16 protein-coding genes and 1 pseudogene are annotated in these 19,527 nt (G+C 40.9%); 7 read left to right on the forward strand and 10 right to left on the reverse strand.

Annotated elements, in window-relative coordinates; translation table 11 throughout:
• The first annotated feature begins 114 nt into the window (after positions 1–114).
• The 5 genes from F8N35_RS06325 (at position 115) to F8N35_RS06345 (ending at position 6,016) form a co-directional block, all read left to right on the forward strand.
• Positions 115–780, forward strand: a complete 666-nt coding sequence (locus tag F8N35_RS06325; RefSeq protein WP_293050553.1) for a hypothetical protein — start codon at positions 115–117, stop codon at positions 778–780.
• Between the two features lie 284 nt (positions 781–1,064).
• Complete coding sequence (locus tag F8N35_RS06330; protein WP_293050554.1) at positions 1,065–2,108, forward strand: Gfo/Idh/MocA family oxidoreductase; 1,044 nt, start codon at positions 1,065–1,067, stop codon at positions 2,106–2,108.
• 266 nt (positions 2,109–2,374) lie between these two features.
• Positions 2,375–3,007, forward strand: a complete 633-nt coding sequence (locus F8N35_RS06335; RefSeq protein ID WP_293050555.1) for a MarC family protein — start codon at positions 2,375–2,377, stop codon at positions 3,005–3,007.
• A 292-nt stretch (positions 3,008–3,299) separates the two neighbouring features.
• Positions 3,300–5,030: an AAA family ATPase gene (locus F8N35_RS06340; RefSeq protein ID WP_293050556.1), complete on the forward strand. Its 1,731-nt coding sequence runs from the start codon at positions 3,300–3,302 to the stop codon at positions 5,028–5,030.
• Between the two features lie 545 nt (positions 5,031–5,575).
• A complete protein-coding gene (locus tag F8N35_RS06345) occupies positions 5,576–6,016 on the forward strand; it encodes a hypothetical protein (protein ID WP_293050557.1) in 441 nt (146 codons plus the stop codon).
• Positions 6,017–6,458: 442 nt separating this feature from the next.
• Here F8N35_RS06345 and F8N35_RS06350 read toward each other — a convergent pair whose 3' ends face one another.
• Positions 6,459–6,893, reverse strand: coding sequence for a peptidylprolyl isomerase (locus tag F8N35_RS06350; RefSeq protein ID WP_293050558.1), 435 nt, complete (start codon positions 6,891–6,893; stop codon positions 6,459–6,461).
• A gap of 502 nt (positions 6,894–7,395) precedes the next feature.
• On the opposite strand from F8N35_RS06350, the gene F8N35_RS06355 reads away from it, so the two are divergent.
• A complete protein-coding gene (locus F8N35_RS06355; RefSeq protein WP_293050559.1) occupies positions 7,396–9,189 on the forward strand; it encodes a hypothetical protein in 1,794 nt (597 codons plus the stop codon).
• 427 nt (positions 9,190–9,616) lie between these two features.
• Positions 9,617–9,934 carry a hypothetical protein gene (locus F8N35_RS06360; protein WP_293050560.1) on the forward strand — a complete coding sequence of 106 codons (318 nt, stop codon included), beginning with the start codon at positions 9,617–9,619 and terminating at the stop codon, positions 9,932–9,934.
• A 113-nt stretch (positions 9,935–10,047) separates the two neighbouring features.
• Here F8N35_RS06360 and F8N35_RS06365 read toward each other — a convergent pair whose 3' ends face one another.
• The 9 genes and pseudogenes from F8N35_RS06365 to F8N35_RS06405 all read right to left on the reverse strand — a co-directional run bounded on the left by F8N35_RS06365 (position 10,048) and on the right by F8N35_RS06405 (position 19,497).
• Positions 10,048–11,160, reverse strand: coding sequence for an ABC transporter permease (locus F8N35_RS06365; RefSeq protein ID WP_293050561.1), 1,113 nt, complete (start codon positions 11,158–11,160; stop codon positions 10,048–10,050).
• Positions 11,161–11,165: 5 nt separating this feature from the next.
• Positions 11,166–12,278 (reverse strand): ABC transporter permease, encoded by a 1,113-nt coding sequence (locus F8N35_RS06370; RefSeq protein WP_293050725.1) that lies wholly within the window; start codon positions 12,276–12,278, stop codon positions 11,166–11,168.
• Between the two features lie 422 nt (positions 12,279–12,700).
• Positions 12,701–13,432: pseudogene (locus tag F8N35_RS06375) on the reverse strand (ABC transporter ATP-binding protein); the annotation flags it as partial.
• A gap of 81 nt (positions 13,433–13,513) precedes the next feature.
• Entirely contained in the window at positions 13,514–13,873 is a 360-nt protein-coding gene (locus tag F8N35_RS06380) for a four helix bundle protein (RefSeq protein ID WP_293050563.1), read from the reverse strand.
• Positions 13,874–13,911: 38 nt separating this feature from the next.
• Positions 13,912–14,817 (reverse strand): ABC transporter ATP-binding protein, encoded by a 906-nt coding sequence (locus tag F8N35_RS06385; RefSeq protein ID WP_293050726.1) that lies wholly within the window; start codon positions 14,815–14,817, stop codon positions 13,912–13,914.
• Positions 14,818–14,886: 69 nt separating this feature from the next.
• Positions 14,887–15,798 carry an HlyD family efflux transporter periplasmic adaptor subunit gene (locus F8N35_RS06390; protein ID WP_293050565.1) on the reverse strand — a complete coding sequence of 304 codons (912 nt, stop codon included), beginning with the start codon at positions 15,796–15,798 and terminating at the stop codon, positions 14,887–14,889.
• Positions 15,799–15,842: 44 nt separating this feature from the next.
• Entirely contained in the window at positions 15,843–17,099 is a 1,257-nt protein-coding gene (locus F8N35_RS06395; protein ID WP_293050566.1) for a TolC family protein, read from the reverse strand.
• Between the two features lie 25 nt (positions 17,100–17,124).
• Complete coding sequence (locus F8N35_RS06400; protein WP_293050568.1) at positions 17,125–17,745, reverse strand: TetR/AcrR family transcriptional regulator; 621 nt, start codon at positions 17,743–17,745, stop codon at positions 17,125–17,127.
• A 177-nt stretch (positions 17,746–17,922) separates the two neighbouring features.
• Positions 17,923–19,497, reverse strand: coding sequence for a hypothetical protein (locus F8N35_RS06405; RefSeq protein WP_293050570.1), 1,575 nt, complete (start codon positions 19,495–19,497; stop codon positions 17,923–17,925).
• Positions 19,498–19,527: the final 30 nt, after the last annotated feature.

A 19,527-nucleotide genomic window follows, 5' to 3' on the forward strand; every position in this document is an offset into this window, starting at 1 on the left:
ATTAATTAAATTTTTGTTTTTAAACCCACAATTTAAAAAAAAAAAAAAAAAAAAAAAAAAAAAAAAAAAAAAAAAACAGAATAACAATACTTGCAACAGTAAAAATTCATACATATGAAAACTTTTCTCCGCATTCTGACACTGGTGTGTTATTTTCTTCCCTTCACGTTCTTTGTAAAGACGTGTGTCGGTCCTGAAATGAAATTGGCTTACAATAAAAATGAAGTCGCTGTCAACAAAGAAGCCGCACTGACTTACGAAAAGCAGAAACACATTCAGGATAGCATAGTGGCTAAACATATGTCGGACACGTCACAAGATCATTTGAGTCAGGCACCTGCTATAGACACCCTGAAAGCAGACACTACTCAAAAAAGCACCTTATCCAACGTTCCGCCCGAAAAGCAAAGCAAGTTCAAATCGAAGCTCAATAATTTTGCGTGGTCACTCTATAGCGTATGGGAACGCGTAAAAATGCCGACGGACACCTCATTATCCGGCATAGGAACCATTTTCAGCTACAAAAACATATTCGGGAAAATGCTGGTTGGTCTCAGCTTTATCATCTCACTGCTACTGTTATTCAATACCAAATACATAAAAACCGGCAAAAGGAAGACTATTCTTCTTGCCACAAACATCTTATCATTAATCATATTTCTAGTGGTCAGCCTGTTGTCATCCGTTTCTTTACTATGGGGCTTTTGGCTGCTACTCATCTTGTTGTTCTTCGAACTTTACAACGAAGTGGTAACAAAAAATGATACCACACAAGAATGATGCCGATTCCTCTAAACAAAATGGATTAACACTATCTTGTTCCGACCTCTCCTCCTAGCCTCCTCTCCCAAGGCGAGGAGGAACACGACAGTAAAAATATAAAACAAGACTCATTAATGCAGGTTTAAAGCCCCTCTCCTAGGGAGAGGGGTTGGGTCAGACGATAAATGTCTGACTCCGACACGTAGTCGTCATGAGGAGAGGTCCAATACTGAAAGTAACAAATAAATCCACTAGACAGATAGTCAAACACACACTAACCCCGAACTCTATTTCATCATAAAATGAAGATCATCAATACGGCACTATTGTCCTACGGCATGAGCGGAAAGGTTTTTCATGCCCCTTTTATCAGCCTTCACGAAGGATTTCACCTGTTGGGGGCATGGGAACGCAGCAAGAAACTGATTCAGGATGCCTATCCGGGGACGCGTTCTTACGCTTCGCTGGACGAGTTGCTGGCCGACGATGCCGTGGAGCTGGTGGTGGTCAACACGCCGACTTACACGCATTACGAATATACCAAACGGGCGCTTGAAGCCGGAAAGCATGTCGTTGTCGAAAAGGCCTTTACCTCTACGGTTGCTGAGGCGGAAGAACTGAAAATGCTGGCCGAAAAACAAGGCAAGAAGCTGGCCGTGTACCAGAATCGCCGCTGGGACAGTGATTTTCTGACCGTAAAAAAAGTGATAGAAAGCGGCAAGTTGGGCGATCTCAAAGAGATGGAGATACACTTCGATCGTTATAACCTCGACCTGAGTTACAAAATGCACAAGGAAGAACCGAATTCCGGTTCGGGTATCGTCAAAGATCTGGGGCCACACGCCATCGATCAGGCGTTATATCTGTTTGGAATGCCGCAGGCGGTGTTTGCCGACATTCGCACCATCCGACCAGTTTCTATCGTGGACGATTGCTTCGATATTTTGCTCTATTACCCCACTCTGCACGTCAGGGTGAAAGCAACGCTGATCGCCAAAGAGCCGGTTCCGGCCTACATTATCCACGGCACCAACGGCTCTTTCCTCAAGTCACGCGCCGACATTCAGGAAAGCGTTTTGCTGCAAGGGGTCAAACCTGGTAGCACCGATTGGGGTACCGAACCCGAATCGGAACAAGGCACCCTCAACTACCTGTCAAACGGTGAAACTATCCGTGAGAAGGTACAGAGCGAACAGGGCAACTATTTCGAGTTTTACAAAGGCGTGTATACCGCACTGGCAGACAACCAGCCGATGCCGGTCACTGCCGGCGACGGCATCCGCGTAATGCAGATTATCGAAGCCGCCTTCAAAAGCCAGGCAGAAAAACGGGTGATTGAGCTTTGATGTAGATTGAAAAACAGATAAAATTGTTTTACTTCACATTAATGATTATCTGCTTATCAAACCCTACCCCCTATCGGGTACTCCCCTTGATCTCAAGGGGAGACAAATCTGCCATTTTAGCAATAGATCGACAAATAGAGCTACAACTTCGCCGACAGTGGTGTCCCCTTTGGATAAAGGGGACGAGCGCAGCGGAGGGGTTAGAAAAACTGACCTGAAAACATATCAAAATAACCTTTTCCCAATACCATAAAAACCGAAATACCGTGAACGACGAGATGACATTTGGCCTTTTGTGCCTGACTTCCTTTTTTACCCTGATAAATCCTATCGGGACGATGCCTATTTTCATGACCATGACATCGGAGCTTGACTCTCACAGCCGTGGTAAAATCGCACAAAAAGCATCGCTTGTCGGCTTGCTCAGCATCCTCTTTTTCGCCTTTTCGGGACAGCTGCTATTCAAATTTTTCGGCATCTCGGTCAACAGTTTCAAAATTGTGGGCGGGGTTATCTTTTTCATTATGGGAATGGACATGTTGCAGGCACGGCTCGGACAGGTAAAGGTAAAAGATTCGGAAATAAAGAGTTACATCAACGACATTTCCATCACGCCTTTGGCCATCCCCATTATCTGCGGACCCGGCGCCATCACCAATGCCATCGTGCTGATGGAGCAGGCCGTTACGCTGGAGAAAAAGATGATTCTTATCGCCGCCATTGTACTGGTTATGATCCTGTCGTACCTTATCCTGCTCAGCTCTTCCCGCATTATCAAACTACTCGGCGAAACCGGCAACAACGTACTGATGCGGTTGATGGGGCTTATTGTGATGGTGATTGCCGTTGAATTTTTCTTCAGTGGCCTGAAACCCATTCTTCACGACATTCTGCATTAAAACTAAAACGTTCTGATATAGAAGCTAACCAGCCTGATTTACTTAACAGATTCAAATCTCAGGCATTTACATGACAAAATATATTTTTGCGTAAAATATATTTTGTCATTTCTTTTTTTAGTAAAAATAAAATCTTTACTTTTGGAGATTAGGAAAAAGCGCTCAAGAAAACTTTTTTCTACCATAAAATGTAGCGTATCGAAAAAGAAGATTACAACACAAAGTATTCATTCAGCAACAAGAGCTTATATATTAGCATTATCGACAAGTACAAAAAAACAACATATGTCTTATGAATATTATTGGAATTGAATTGAAAAACTTCAAAACATTTAAGAATCTTAAAATTGAATGTAATGAAAGATTTAATGTAATTATTGGGCCAAATAACATTGGAAAGTCGACAATCTTAGAAGCAATATTTTTATGGAAATCTGCTTATGATAATTTTATTCAAGAAAGGAACGGAAAGAAGTTTTATGTCGGGTACAACAATAGATATTTGTCTTTTAAAGATTTGTACTTCTTAAGGGCCATAGAAGACTCTGATATATTTTATGGAGATTGGGATACTGCTTCTATTAAGCTAGTTTTCAAAATCGATAACCAAATCGTTCGATTAGGGTTCAATTTTGAAAAACCAGGAATTAGAAATTCATATTTAAAAGTAAACTATAACGGATCACAACCCGACTTTGATAGATTCTCTGAATTAATGGAATTGAAAGGAGTATACTTAAAAGATGCAATATTCATATATCAAACCAAGCCAATTTCTCAAATCACAAAGGAGGAACCTTTTTTCAATAACGCACAACTTCTCAAAAAAATTTCATTAGCCAAATCACATGAATTAATTAGGAATAAAATTCTTAAAACTCAAAATAGACAGAGTTATTTTGTGCATGAACGATTTAAAACTCTAGAAGATAGATTGAGTGCTGTATTTGGGAAAAGATATAATATTCGTTGTAAAAATAGGAATACAATAGATGACGAATTTGTCAAGATAACAATACGAGAAGATAATAAATCTGAAGTTGACATTGCGTTGATGGGAAGTGGATTTCTGCAAGTCGTTGAAATTTTTTCCACTCTTGAGTTTGTAAACAAAGATCCTAAAGTTTTAAACCTCATTTTGATAGATGAACCAGATTCTCATATTCATTCTAATATGCAGTTTAATCTATTGGATGAATTAAAAAAGCAAACTAATTATCAATCTTTTGTAATATCACATAACGACAGATTAATAGACAATATTCCAGAAGGTGAATTGTTGTTTTTAAATGATGACATAAAGAAAATGGGACATTTATACCCATCTCCTGTTGACACATATGGAACTATAAGAGATGAATTAGCGAGTAAATTCTGCAATATTACAATTGAACCAAACATCAAATGTTTTATTTTAACGGAAGATGAAAAATTTGATTTAATAAAGTCTTTTTTGCTCTATAATGGTTTTGAGGAAGAAACAATAGAAATCATATCATATTATGGTTGTGATACAATTGGTTCTGCAATTGCAATCGGCAAATATATCAAAACGAAAAATCCAGATGCAAATATATTAATACACAGGGATCGAGATTATTTAACTAATGAAGAAATTGAAGAAATTAAAATGCGTATTGAAACTCTTGGATTCTCATTCTATTGCACAAAAGGCGTCGATATAGAAAGCGAATTCATTAATGCTCATCATATAAATGCATTATATAATAACATATCAATTGAAAAGGCTGAAGAATTAATTGAATTAGCGACCAAAGATGTAGAAAGAGACTCGGTAGATAGATTATTAAAGAAAAAAGGTCAGCAAAAGAAGTTTGGCATAGAAATCATAGATATGTATAACTCTGATATAAAAAGATATAGATACAGCAAAAAAGTACTTTCGCGACTTAAAGGATATATTCAAAACGAAATTAAAACAAACCCTAATTTGATTTCACAATCAGATTTTATTCAAAATTCAACTTTGAAAGAATTATCTGATAATATTTGGTATAACTAATGCTATTCCCTCGTTGCGCATAGATTATTCGGCGTACAGCTCTGCCGTCAAACATAAAAACAAGGCTCTTGCCTTGCAAATAAAGACCCAAAAGCGATAGTTTATTCCTATCGCTTTTTTGTTTGGAAGAAATATTACTACTTTTGAAGGAGGTTAAAAGCCGAAAAATATCTATCTTAAAAATCTATGTGTAAGGATATTATATTCCCTTCGAAGAAGCAGGATATTGATAGAAGATATTCAGAAAACGAAAAGCAGGTATCTGACATTTTGCCAAATGGCTTGAAAAGCCCTATTTGCATAACCGCAGGTCTGTGACCTGTGAGAGAAAGTAGCCCTCGACTGAATACGACCTGAAAGGTCGGACAATATTCAAAATGAAGCCTTTCAGGCAGAGAAGAATAGTGCATTAGCGACCGTACGCCATCGGCATACGGTTATGAAAATAATGCCTTTCAGGCAAAATAACGGATAACCACAAAACGAAATTATATAGCTGTTAAAAGTCAAAAGGAGTCCCAACCAACTCTGCTTGCATCCTGATTATGAAGAACAAGAAAACACTCTTATTGCTGAGCTTCGTACTGCTCAGCTACAGTTTATACGCCGGTGATTTTACACGCGACTGGCTCAACTACAAACTGCCCGACAACTGGAAAGTAAAAACGGAGAAAAGCGTCAAATTTATGCCGTTCGCCGGCAAAAACAAGGTCGGATCGCTGGAATTCAGATATGACACCGATTCGGCAAAACACACCGTGAAATACTTAGTGTTTGAATATCCGGCCAAAGATACCGTTCTGATAAAGAAACTGAACGACTATGCCCTCCGTCAGCTAAAATTGAAGGAAACGGACATCAGCAAACCATTCCTGAAAAGTTTTGTGCGCAACGGCTTTTACTATTTCCTGTTCCCACGGCCCGATTTCGCACTGGAAGATTACAGGGAATGTCAGCAACTGGCGAAGTTACTTTTTGAGTATTGAGGGAAGATTGATCCACTGACAAACTGAAAAGCTATCTCGTTTTTATACCCCTAATTAGCTTCGCTGATCTGCGATTCCCTAAAGGGGACTTTTACGCCAATAAAAGCAGCAGATTTATAGCCCCTTCAGGCTTGTAGTAGTGACATCGTAGATCGTCAGTGGGTTTGGGGTAAATAAGCCAAGTCGACTTTAGATTCATAGTAAAAGAGGGAATGCGTACTCTCGGCTTTAGCCATGACTCCTCCGATTATCGGAAAACTCTGCATTCAGGGCTGAAGTCCGCTTGGTCTTTGACGTCTTAATCTCCGCCCTAAAGGACGGAGTTATACCAATCGGCTGTAAGAGATTAACAGGTCATTTTGCAGATAAGCATTAAGGATAAAAAAAGTCCGGAGAGAAGGTTCTTTCCGGACTTTGTTGTTGTAATGGATTTATCAGAATCTTATTCTGACACTTCGATTTTCAGGATTACATCGCCACGACGAATCTGGTCGATCACTTCCAAACCTTCCACTACCTTACCAAAACAGGTATGTTGACGGTCGAGGTGAGAGGTATTGGTTCTTGAATGGCAGATAAAAAACTGTGAACCACCGGTATTACGTCCGGCATGAGCCATCGACAAAACGCCTCTGTCGTGGTACTGATTGCCGCCTGTAAGTTCGCAGGGAATAGTATAACCGGGACCACCTGCACCTGTTCCGTCAGGACATCCGCCCTGAATAACGAAATCAGGAATTACGCGGTGAAAAGTCAAGCCGTCGTAAAAGCCGCTTTTAGCCAGTTTAATAAAGTTTGCTACAGTTTTGGGAGCATCCTGTTCAAAGAATTCAACCTGCATCTCCCCTTTTTCGGTAATAATTTTAGCCGTTGCCATAGATAAATAATTGTGTTACTTTTATGTGTGCAAAGGTCGTGATGTTTTGCTTTACTGCCAAATTTCGGGAGAAAATTCCTGCACAAAGACACAAAGACTCGAATTTATTAAGATGATTATCTGCATAATGACCTAATGGTCTTCCTACGCCAGGCGGTATCCCGTTTGCAGGGGAACGCTTACATCGTTATGTAAAAATGCGACTACCATTCCCATCGGGATAAATCCCGACGTTATTATTGGGACAACACCTCCAGTGTTTAGTGGTCGCTTTGCTGCTAATCATATTTATTAATCGCACGCAAATGATGCGAATCATTAGAATTTTCGCAAATCACGCACAACCCCAAACACGATAAATAGCTATTTTTCATTCCATTACAATTGGTGTAAATTTGTGAAATTCGTGTCTTTAGAATCTTTTGCGGCATTTGCGTTCCATCGTTATTTCTCAACAATTATTTGTTTATTTGCAGACCTAAAACTATAACGTTCATTCCCGATGACTCCACATACTTACTACACAGACAGGATTCTTGCTCTCGAAAACGACCTTGCACTTTTGAAGAAAAAAAGCCGTTTGTTATCATGGGCCCGCCTTGTTGCCTTTATAGGATTTACGGGCTTTCTGGTACTGTTTTTTACCGCCGGACACCACATCCCGGTGATAATAGCCTCTCTGATTTCATTAGTGGCATTTACCATTCTCGTCAACCTCAACTTCCGTCTGGAAGACAAAATCACCTTACTTTCGAACAAGATTCAGATCAACAAAGACGAACTGCTCTTTCTGGATCACAACTATCAGCACAGGGAAACCGGCAGCGAATTTGCGGTAATCAATCCTTATCTGGCGAACGATTTTGACCTGTTCGGAACAGGATCGCTCTATCAGTACATCAACAGAAGTTCGACCCGTGCCGGCAAAACAGCACTAGCAAAAGCACTTTGCACCCAAAACACGGATGCAGTTGATATACTCCGCAAACAGGCTGCTATCAGTGAACTGTGTCAAAAGAACAATTTTATACAGGATTTTCAGGCAAACGGCAAATCGTATGAAGAAAACGGGCACGAAGCACCGGCTCTGCAATCGTGGTTGGCCGAGCCGGACGTGAACTATTCAGGTGTGGTACGAACTGCAACAGTGCTGGCATTCATAAACATACTATGGACTATGCTGGCTGCCTTCAATATCTTTACCTGGGCTTCGTTAGGCTTTCCTCTTTTTGTTTCGATACTGGTTGTTGGTAAACAAAGTAAACGCATCATAAAAGCGCATTCTCAACTGGAAAATATATCCAAAACCTTCGCAAAATACAAAAACCTGTTCAGTCTGATTGAAGAAGAGACCTTTTCGTCGGAATATCTTCAAACCTTGCAAAAAGCGCTGTTTGTCAAAGAGCAAAAAGCCAGCGGTGCCCTGAATTCTCTTTTCCGCGTTCTGGCGTTTTTCGACATTCGGGACAACGTATTATTGGCAGCATTATTAAACGCTTTCTTCTTATTCGACATCCATGTGTACTACCGACTGCTGCGCTGGAAAGCGATGTACAAGCAAGATGTCAACGGCTGGTTCTCAACAATGACCGAAATCGATCAGCTAATCAGCTTTGCTACTTTTGCGTTCAACAATTCCGAACTAACCGTCTACCCGACCCTTACGCAAGACGAATTTAAGATAGTAGCATCCGACATGGGGCATCCCCTGCTGCCTCCTTCTGGTCGTGTCAATAATTCCATCACCATTTCGGGCACTCCATCGGTGGTGATCATTACCGGCGCAAATATGGCCGGCAAAAGCACCTTTCTGCGCACCGTGGCGGTCAACCTGATACTGGCAATGAACGGGGCACCGGTACCTGCAAAACAGTTTGAGTTTACTCCTTGCTCCATCTTGTCGAGCATCAAAATACAGGATTCACTCGCAAATCACGAATCCTACTTCTATGCCGAACTGGTTCGCCTGAAGGAAATCATTGAACAGGTGGAGCAAAATCCCCGCACGCTGGTCATTCTTGACGAAATACTGCGCGGCACCAATACCAAAGACAAACAGACGGGCTCATTAGGACTGCTGGAAAAACTCATCAGTCTGAACACGATGGTAATCATCGCCACCCACGATCTGGTAATCGGTAATATGGAGCAGAAATATCCGGATTATGTTTCCAACCATTGCTTTGAAGTGGAACTAACAGACGACCAGCTGTTTTTTGATTACAAGCTGAAGGACGGCATCAGCAAAAAACTCAACGCTTCTTTCCTGATGAAGAAAATAGAAATCATCGATTGATTATTAGATATCATACAGCTTAATTCATTTCTTAATTTTCGCATTTGACCCCTCCCCTAACCCCTCTCCCGAAGAGAGGGGAAATCTGCTAAATAAATTGAATTCTAAACATCTCACTGTCTTGCTCCTCCTCCCCTTGGGTTGAAGATACAGACACACAGTCGTCTGTAGGAGGGGGTTGGGTCAGACGATAAATATATGACTCCGACACGAGGTCGTCGTGAAAGGAGAGGTCTGTAATTGATATTTATATACATTTAATTGATATAATGTCTAATATTATTTTTCTGCATTTAAACTTTTTCTGTTCTTGCGAGTCAAATGTTTACAATAATTGATCGGTATTAACGTTATACAAATATCGTTCGATATGTGCCAAACGAGAAGAGAGTTCCTTTTAATGTTTCTAATCGCTAAACAAAAGAGTATGAATACCTTTTTGATAGAATTACCCTATGTTTTGGTACCTGTGGCAATGACAATGGTTTATCGCAATGTGAATTATTCGCTCCGGGAATATACCTTTTATGGAACCGGCATTCTGATTTTTTTATACCCTATTCTGCTTGTATTTACAGAAAATGCACTGAGAGTCAACATCTCCACTCCACTAATTGACCGCCATCTATTCGTGTATTTTCTTATAAATACACTATTCTTTGTTCCTCTCGCGCTTTTATTGCAACTCATTTTTAACGCCATCTTTTTGCATAACGAAGAAAATGAATGGAACGAAATTGAGTAATGTTTTTCTTACACAAAACGACAAAGGAGCTGCTTTCGCAACTCCTTTATTGTTTTAAATTTTCTGCTTGATCTCAGGAACACAAGTTATATTCAATTCAAAAGGACCTCCGGTTAATTTTTCTTTTTATAGCTTAATACAGCCCAGGTATTAAAGGCAAGAGCAAAACCGACAAGCGCGCCCAACTGAGGCAGCATATCTGCGATACCACTTCCTTTGAGATAAACAAGCCGCATTACCTGCATAAAATATTTCAACGGGTTAAATATCGTAATGGTTTGAGCCCACTGCGGCATACTGCTAACAGGCGTAAACAGTCCGCTCAGCATAATGAGCACCATGATAAAGAAATACATCACAAACATGGCCTGTTGAATCGTGTCGGAATAGTTGGAAATGACCAGTCCGAATCCCGAAATACCCAACACGTAAATGGCCGCAAAAAGGTAAATGGTGCTGAAGTGCCCGGCTGGCGCAAGACCGTACACGAGCCATGCCACCCCAAAACTCACGGTAATCACCAACGACCCTATAATCCAGAAGGGCAACAACTTTGCGACAATAAACGTAAACTTCGGAACCGGGGTCACGTTGATCTGCTCCATGGTACCGGCTTCCTTTTCATTGACGATGTTAAGAGCTGGCATAAATCCGCACAACATAGTAAGCACCATCACCATCAGCGCCGGAACCATAAACACCTTGTAGTTAAGATTAGGATTGAATCGATAATAGGGTACTATATCAATCGTCGGCGTAATGGAAGCCCTGCTTATCTGTCCCGATTCCCTGCGCAAATCGGATGCAAACCCATTAATAATATTGGCCAGATAACCGGTGCTAAGACCGCCCTTCGTTCCATTCACGGTATTGGCAGCCACCAGCAGCTTGGCATGTTGATCCCGCTCCAGTTCCTTTTCAAACCGGGGAGGTATTTCCAAAACCACATCGGCATTGTTCTTCTCAATACTCTTCACAGCCTGATCATAACCGGGCGAAACATCCGTCAGTCGGAAATAACCAGAAGAGACAATTTTCTGAGTCAGCCGTTGAGAGAAACTACTATGGTCGTGATCGACAATACTGAGATTAATATTGCTGATTTCGAAGTTGGCCGCCCAGGGAAACACCAGCAAAACCATGACGGGAAACATCACAATCATGCGTGGCAAAAAAGGATTGCGCAACAATTGTTTGAATTCTTTTTCGATTAAAAAACGTAGCATATCAATTATTCTAATCTGATTTTAAACTTCTTCATGCTGACAGTGATCAGTACAACTACCATCACAAAAAGCACTGTCACCTCTTTGCCCACGGCTGCAATCCCTACCCCTTTAATCATCAAGCCTTTTACTGCCGAAATATACCAACGTGCCGGAATTATGTTGGAAATACCCTGAAGGATTGCCGGCATGTTTTCAATCGGATAAATCATTCCTGACAAAAGAATAACCGGCAGCATCAATCCCATGGCAGATGCCAGCATAGCGGCCATTTGAGAGCTCACCAGCGTGGAGACGAGCAACCCGATGGAAAGCGAGACAAAGATGAATAGCAGCGACACAACAAACAACCATATAAGACTGCCGGCAACCGGTACATTGAGGACGAAAACCGCCAGCAGTAATACTGTGATAAGATTGATGGCCGACAAAGTGAAATACGGAACAGCCTTGGCCAGAATAATATAGATCGGTTTCATGGGCGACACCAGCAGAATCTCCATCGTACCCATCTCCTTTTCGCGCACAATGGCAATAGAGGTCATCATGGCACAAATCAGCATCAAAATCATACCCAGCACTCCCGGCACAAAGTTGTAGGCCGCTTTCATCTGAGGATTATAAAGCAACTTAACCTCGGGTTGAATCTGGTACGGAACCTTATGTTGCTCCATCAACTCCTGCTGATAGTCGCCAATAATGGAGGAAGCATATTGCACTAACTGCGTAGCCGTATTGGGATCGGTAGCGTCGGTCAGTAGTTGTAACTGAGCTTTGCCGGTATGCTGCAAGTTCTCGTTAAACCGTTCGTCAAATACGACGGCCATACTGATATTGCCATCCTGAAAAGCATGTGTCAGCTCCTGTTGGCTTTTCACATAGCGTACAACGGTAAAATACTGGCTTGCATCAAGTTGATTAATAATTCGCCGGGAGGCAACATCATTCGAAGGATCGAGTACTACCACTTTGGCATTTTTCACTTCGTTGGTAATAGCAAAACCAAACAAAATCAGCTGTATGATGGGCATTCCCAACAATATGAGCATTGTTCGCTTGTCACGAAAAATATGGTAGAATTCCTTCCTGACAAAGACAAGGAAAACGCTTCGGTTAATTAATAATGAACAATTAGTAATTAACAATCGAATGGGGTGTATTATGAGGTTGAATAATTTCATTAGGCTGTAATCTTGTTTATTTTCTTCTTGGAAGAATTAAAATGCATATGATTTATCTTTGACAACATTATCTGTCTTCATGATGCAGCATTATTAATTATTATGAGTATTTGATATTTTTCCTAACGGCTTGAAAAGCCTCATTTTCATAACCGCAGGTCGTGACCTGCGCGTAAGCATAACTTTAACTTACACGACCTGAAAGGTCGGACTATACTAAAAGTAAAGCCTTTCAGGCATAGGAGAACGGGGCATTGACAATCCGTAAGCCATTGGCATACGGTTATGAAAATGACGCCTTTCAGGCGATATGAAACTAAAGCCAGTGACATATCAGATAATCATTTAATTATCAATTACTAATTGTCGCTTCTCGTGGCATTACGGGCTAAGCGGTGAAAAACGCTATCCATAGTATCAGCTTCAAACTGCCGTTTCAGATTACCGGGGGTATCAAGCGCCTTTATTTGACCGTCAACCATAATAGAAACACGGTTACAATATTCAGCTTCATCCATATAGTGCGTTGTCACAAAAACAGTTATCCCCTCCGACGTTGCTTCATAAATCAATTCCCAAAACTGTCGGCGCGTCACCGGATCGACGCCTCCTGTGGGTTCGTCCAGAAAAACAACTTTCGGTTGATGAAATATAGAAACCGAAAAAGCGAGCTTCTGTTTCCAGCCAAGCGGAAGCTCTTTGACCAGAGTATTCCTTTCGGAAGTAAAATTGAGGCGTTGCAATAACGCGTCTGTCTTTTGAGCAATCTCTTTATCGCGCATCCCGTAAATACCGGCAAACAAGCGAATATTTTCCCATACTTTCAGGTCGTTGTAGAGCGAAAACTTCTGGCTCATGTAACCGATACTTGCTTTCACCTGCTCGACTTCTTTATCTATATCAAAACCGGCCACACGTCCATGGCCTTCGGTGGGTTTGCTCAGTCCGCAGAGCATTCGCATAGCAGTGGTTTTCCCTGCTCCGTTGGCTCCAAGGAAACCGAAAATTTCGCCCTGATGTACGTCGAAAGTGATGTGGTCGACAGCAGTAAAATTGCCGAAGCGTTTTACAAGGCTGTTAACCTGAATCACGCGCTCCAATTGAGAATGGACAATGGAGAATGGAGAATTAGAACCGGGAGTTGTGATATTTTTTGTCATATAAAACTTGTACTATCTAATATTGTTTTCTTTTGAAGATCTGACAATGCTTATCAGTAGTCGTACTATTTCCCGACAATCTGTTATTATAGACGTAAACACATTATCATTCATAAAGTCACTATCATGCAATAACATCAGCCAATATTCGGTTTCGTTGGCCTCTTTCAGAGCCACATTCATTTTATTTATAAAATCGGCTTTTGACTGTGCATGTTCCGACTCTTTTATCAAAGCTCCAATGGCAGTGCCACTTCGAAGTAATTGCTTAGACATAACAAATTCATGTTGATCTTGATACAAAAACTTATACGCCTTGACAATGCGTAATGCAAAGGCATATGCCTTGACCATGACAATATTTTCTCTCATATTGTTCTATAATTTAATTGTTCATTCTCAATTGTCAATTATTTCAGCAAGTCCATAAAACAATCTTCAATGGTAGCGCCGGCAGGTCTGATCACAATGTCTGAATGCCCTCGCTCAGAAAGATACATTTTCAAATTATCAATTGTCAATTGTTCGTTGTCAATTGTCACGTGGTGAGTATCACCAAATGCAAAACAGCTACCGATTGCCGGATACTCCCTTAAATCAGTTAAAAGAGTGTGCATATTGCGACTTTGCACCGTCCACAGAATCTTACCAAACTGACTGGTGATATTTCCAGGAGTGTCTATTTTCAGGATTTTCCCATTGTTAATGAGCGCAATACGATCACAAAGACTCGCTTCATCCATGTAAGGCGTCGAAACAAGAATGGTAATCCCTTCCTGCTTGAGTTTTTTCAGTATCTCCCAAAATTCTTTTCGGGAAACAGGATCAACACCTGTAGTAGGTTCATCGAGAAACAAAACCGACGGACGGTGAATCAACGCACAACTTAAAGCCAGTTTCTGCTTCATTCCACCCGACAATGCTCCTGCACGACGCTTTTTGAAGGGTTCAATCTGGCAATAGATGTCCTTTATAAGGTCGTAATTCTCTTCAATGGTGGTATTGAACACAGATGCAAAAAAAGTAAGGTTCTCTTCCACACTCAAATCCTGATACAGCGAAAACCGCCCCGGCATATACCCCACTCGCTTGCGAATTTCTTTGTAATCCTTCACCACATCGTAACCATCTACCGTCGCAGAACCGTTTTCCGGCAATAAAAGAGTGGTAAGAATGCGAAACAAGGTAGTTTTTCCGGCTCCGTCAGGTCCTATGATTCCGAAGAGTTCCCCGGGATTCACCTCAAAGCTGACATCCTGCAACGCCGCTATCTTCTTGTAGCTTTTATTCAGTGAGCGACACTGAACAGGGATCATTGCTTGTATATTGTTTTGTAAAGACATAAAAGATCAATTTGAAAAATCCAATCTCTTCAAATTTTCAAATCAGTTGAATTTAACCTCTCCGTACATACCTATTTTGATCAGGCCGTCATTTTTTACGGCAATCTTTACAGCATACACCAGGTTTGCACGCTCGTCTTTCGTCTGGATGGTCTTTGGCGTAAATTCTGCTTTATCAGAAATCCATTCAATCTTGCCGGAATACTCTTTCATATCATTGTCTCCCTTATCGATATACACCTTCACCGTCTGGCCCAGTTTAATTTCCGAAAGCTGACCATTTGTGACATAAGCGCGTAATTTCATATTGCCCGTGTCTGCAATTTTATAAAGAGGCTTGCCCTGAGCAGTAACCTCATTCGGTTCAACGTATTTGGTAAGTACCGTGCCTGAAAGAGGATTCACAATACGGCATTTTGCAAGCTGGTCGTTCAGCTGGTCAATTTGAGCACGGAATGCAGCCGCATCTTCAATCATTCCACGATCGGAAGTGGAAAGCGATGACTGTTGTGCTATCAGTTGTTTTTCCAGCACTGCCAGTCCGGAATTAATATCGTCAAGCTGTTTTTGATTCGCGGCACCTGCCTTTACCAGATTTTCAAAACGGTGCTTTTCGGTTTTCTGCGTTGCAATTTGCTGCTGGAGTGAAGCGATTTGCTTGCTGATTTCCGGACGGCGACTTTGTACGGCCTGCACGCTTGCGAGTAACTGTTTTTTCTTCAGGTAAAGCTGGGTACTATCAATTGTACCGATAAGCTGACCGGCTTCCAGAGAACTGCCTTCTTCCGCGGTGAAAGAAAGAATTTTACCATTGGCTTCGGATGAAACAATCACCTCGGTGGCCTCAAACGTTCCGGAGGCATCCGATTGAATTTTAGAACCGTGGCACGATGTTAATCCCGTTGCCAAAGAAAGCGTTGCAACAAGAATGAAGAGTAACTTCTTAGTTTCCATATTATTCTATTTTCTATTGTTTATTTCAAAAGCAAAATATAAGCTTAGTTATTCGTTGTTTCTTTCAGATTGTAAATAGCCTGCAAGAGCTGTACTTCGTGAAGCGCTTTATCCTGCTTTGCCTGACTTTCGGCGTTAACATCACGAATCAAATCACTCACAGACAGGGTTCCGTTAAGAACTTTTGCCTGTGAAGCATTTTTAATATTGGTTCTCAATCTGATAATTTCGTCGTCATCCTCAATAACGGCTCCAATTTTGGCAATTTCGTTTTTCTGCTGGAGTGACTTCAGTTGGCTATTGAACAAAAACGTCTCCTTTTGAACACTCACACTATGTTTATCCAGCTCTATCTTTCGCAGGTTGTTTTTCTGTGTATAGAAGCCTCCGAAATTCCACGAAAGGCGAACACCCCCGATATAAAAAGGAGCAAAATCATTGTTAAGCATATTCAATCCCGGTCGGCCTATACCGCCCTGTACGAACAAGTTGAGTTTTGGCATATTCCCCGCTTTAACAGAACTGATTTGAGAATCTAAGAGAGAGCTTTGGGCATCAAACAATTTCAGTTCCGGTCGGTTATTTGTATCGGCAACTATGTTTTTCTCCGGTTTAATCAATGTATTGGGTTTCGTAACCGGCTCGCCAATAAAAGCTGCCAGCATATCGCAAAACGATTTTTGAGTAGCTGCCATTTCCATTCTTCTCTGTTTGGCTTTGAGCTGTTCTACTCTTATCGCATCGAGATCAGCCTGATTGCCTATACCACCTTGCATATAGGCAGAGATCTTCTCGTAATTGGTCTGCAACTCTTTTTGCAGCAAATCGTTCTGAACCAGCTGCTCATTAAGCGATAGAATACCGAAGAACAATTGATTGACACGATCTGTCAACGCATAAAGGTCGACCTCATTTTTTTGCACATCCACCGACGATGATGCTCTGGTAATATTTTTCTGGGATTTGATCACGCCTCCATCCCAAATAAGTTGATTCACCTCAGCTGTTGCCTGATACTGATCCTTACTCAGGCTGGAAACCGAAATGCCGGGAAGCTTTATCGGCAGTTGGGTTACTTCCGATTGATAGGTCGCCTTCCCCGATAAGGAAAATTGAGGCAAATAGCCTTTGTTTGCATTTGAAAGCGAATACTCTTCCGTCTGCCGAATCAGATCATATTGCTTGATCTGCGGATAGTTTTCCCTGGCTTTCTGCTGGCAATTTTCTATCGTAAGCTGAGCCATTAACGGCTGAAATGCCCCCAAGATCAAACCTGCTATTAAGATAAATTTCTGCTTCATAATATAGTATGCTATAATTGATTATTTATGGCCTGAGACTTGCGAGAATTACCTTTACGTGTTCCTGCTTGCGGTGTTCAATCATCATTTGATATTGTTCCTCCGACAACTGCGCTACACATTTAAAAATATTTCCCGTTAGAAATAACATCGCATTGAGCGATACAATATTCAGAACGAGATCCATCACTGTAATATCCCTTATTCTTCCTGCCCGTATTTCTTCATTCAGTTCTTCTTCAAGCTTATGGAATACAGCCTGAGGCACAGCAATAATTTTTATGCGAAAAGCTTCTAACCGGGAAGGATTTGTCGTGAATTCATTCATAACAAGAAACGGCAGTCGTGGATTTGCCCGAATCATCTCAAAGTGAGTTTCAATTTTTCTTTTCAGCTTCTCTTCGAATGTAAGATTCTGCATTTCATGATCCTGAAAAGATGAAATAAGCAACCGGATTTTTTGTTCAAAAATCGACTGAAATAAATTCTCTTTGGTTCTGAAATAATAATGTACCAATGCCTGATTACAACCAGCCTTTTTCGCAATTTCGGTGGTCGATGTCATGGCAAAACCTTTTTCCAGAAACAACTGTTCTGCTGTTTCCAATATCTTTTGTTCTAATCCCGCTTCCTGTTCTTGTGTCATAGCTAATACATCTATTTAATATTACAATTTAATAGCTCTATTAATAAACGCAAAGGTATACATGATTTACAAAGACAACAATACTGAGAATAATTTATTAGCATTATTTAACATACAAAATACTCACAAACAAAACAAAGCCCTCAATATCAAATAAATACTGAGGGCTAAAATTCATTATCGGAAATGAGTGAAAGAGGTTTTAATCTTTGGAGGGCCTGTAGATGTGGTATCTTTATTGGTACACAGGAAAATTGTACCGTCATCAAAAGAGTGCAACACCTTCAGTTTCTTGCTTTTTTTTATGTCTCTCAGAGAAAGAATTTCAGGATTAGGATCTGTATAAAACCAGATAAGCACAATGGGCGATTCGTCCTTAAACATCTTCACATCATTCTTATACGCTCTTTCGGGGACTGCATCCACTGCGTAGTTGGTATAAAAATAAACCGCCTGATTATGATTGGAATAGACAACCGAATCAGCGTTAAAGTAAATACGATTACGCTGAAGAAACGTTACCGTTGGAGATTGCCGCCAACAATCTTCGGTATAACCGGGAATACCCGATTCGCGCATAAACGAATAATTTTCGGCATTAATTGAATAATAGTTTGAACATACAGCCACTGCTATTACCGTAAAAATGATTCCGATACCCCATTTATGGTGCTTTTTTTTCAGTGCTCTGATCCACGCAGGAACCTTATATGTAATTCCCCATAAAAAAGGCAGGAATGCAGCAGAAAGCAAGCGATTATTTATTTTCTCATAACGTGAGATTGTCGACGAAAGAATGATGAATCCCACATAAACAATAAAAAAGGCGATAACAATATTCTCATAGGAATGATAATCCTGCTTCTTCTTTAGGTTTTTAACAAATAACCACACGAACAATGCGATAACTAACAGACCCACAATAATAAAGAAAACATGACTGTTCCCCCACAGCGAAGTCCAGTCGGAAAGCACATTGCCGGAATAAGCAATATTGTCCGACAACGGTGTGATTCCCTTTTGCCTTTTGCCCGTCACAAGACCGGTTGCAAATGCGTTATGAATAAGATTAACCGTAACAAGCGAACAACCAATCACTCCGAATGTAACCAGATGCTTTACTTTTTGCTTCCATTTCAATTGTTTATCAAGGAACAACAATAGCTCACCCGCAGCCACGAAAGTAATCCCGGCATATCGGGTATCAAAAGCAATAGCCGTAATGATAGCCGGCATCAGCAATGATCTCAGCGAATGGTTTCTATAGTACCTATGCAGAGAAAAGAAGAAAAGCAGGGATAAAATAATGAACAGGGTCTCAGACCACAACATCGAGTAGACCTCTATCAGTGATGGGCTTGTTGTAATAGCTACCAAAAGAATTCCTTTGTACCATTTCGAACGACGAATAAAACGCTCCATGATTATTCCACTCAAAAAAATCACAACGGAGAACATCAGGCCATTCAAAACCGGCGCACATGCTATAACATCGAGACCGGTCACAAACATGACAAACGAAAGAAAAAGAGGATAAAACACAGGAAAATCCACCAACGGATGGCCTCCAAAAATAAAGAAGCCCTTGCCCGCAATAAGATTTCTGGCTGTACTTGTATAAGCGATAGAATCAGGGGAAATGCCTATTCCTCCATGCTTCGTAAAAAGATAAATGATTATAAAACCAGCCAAAGATGCAAGCAATGAATCTCCGTGTTTTTTGAACCACTGTAAAAGAAGCGATACATTCATGAGAAGCAAAGTTGAGATTGGTTATGGTTT

Source organism: Paludibacter sp., from assembly GCF_009712605.1.
In the GTDB taxonomy this organism is placed as follows: domain Bacteria; phylum Bacteroidota; class Bacteroidia; order Bacteroidales; family Paludibacteraceae; genus Microbacter.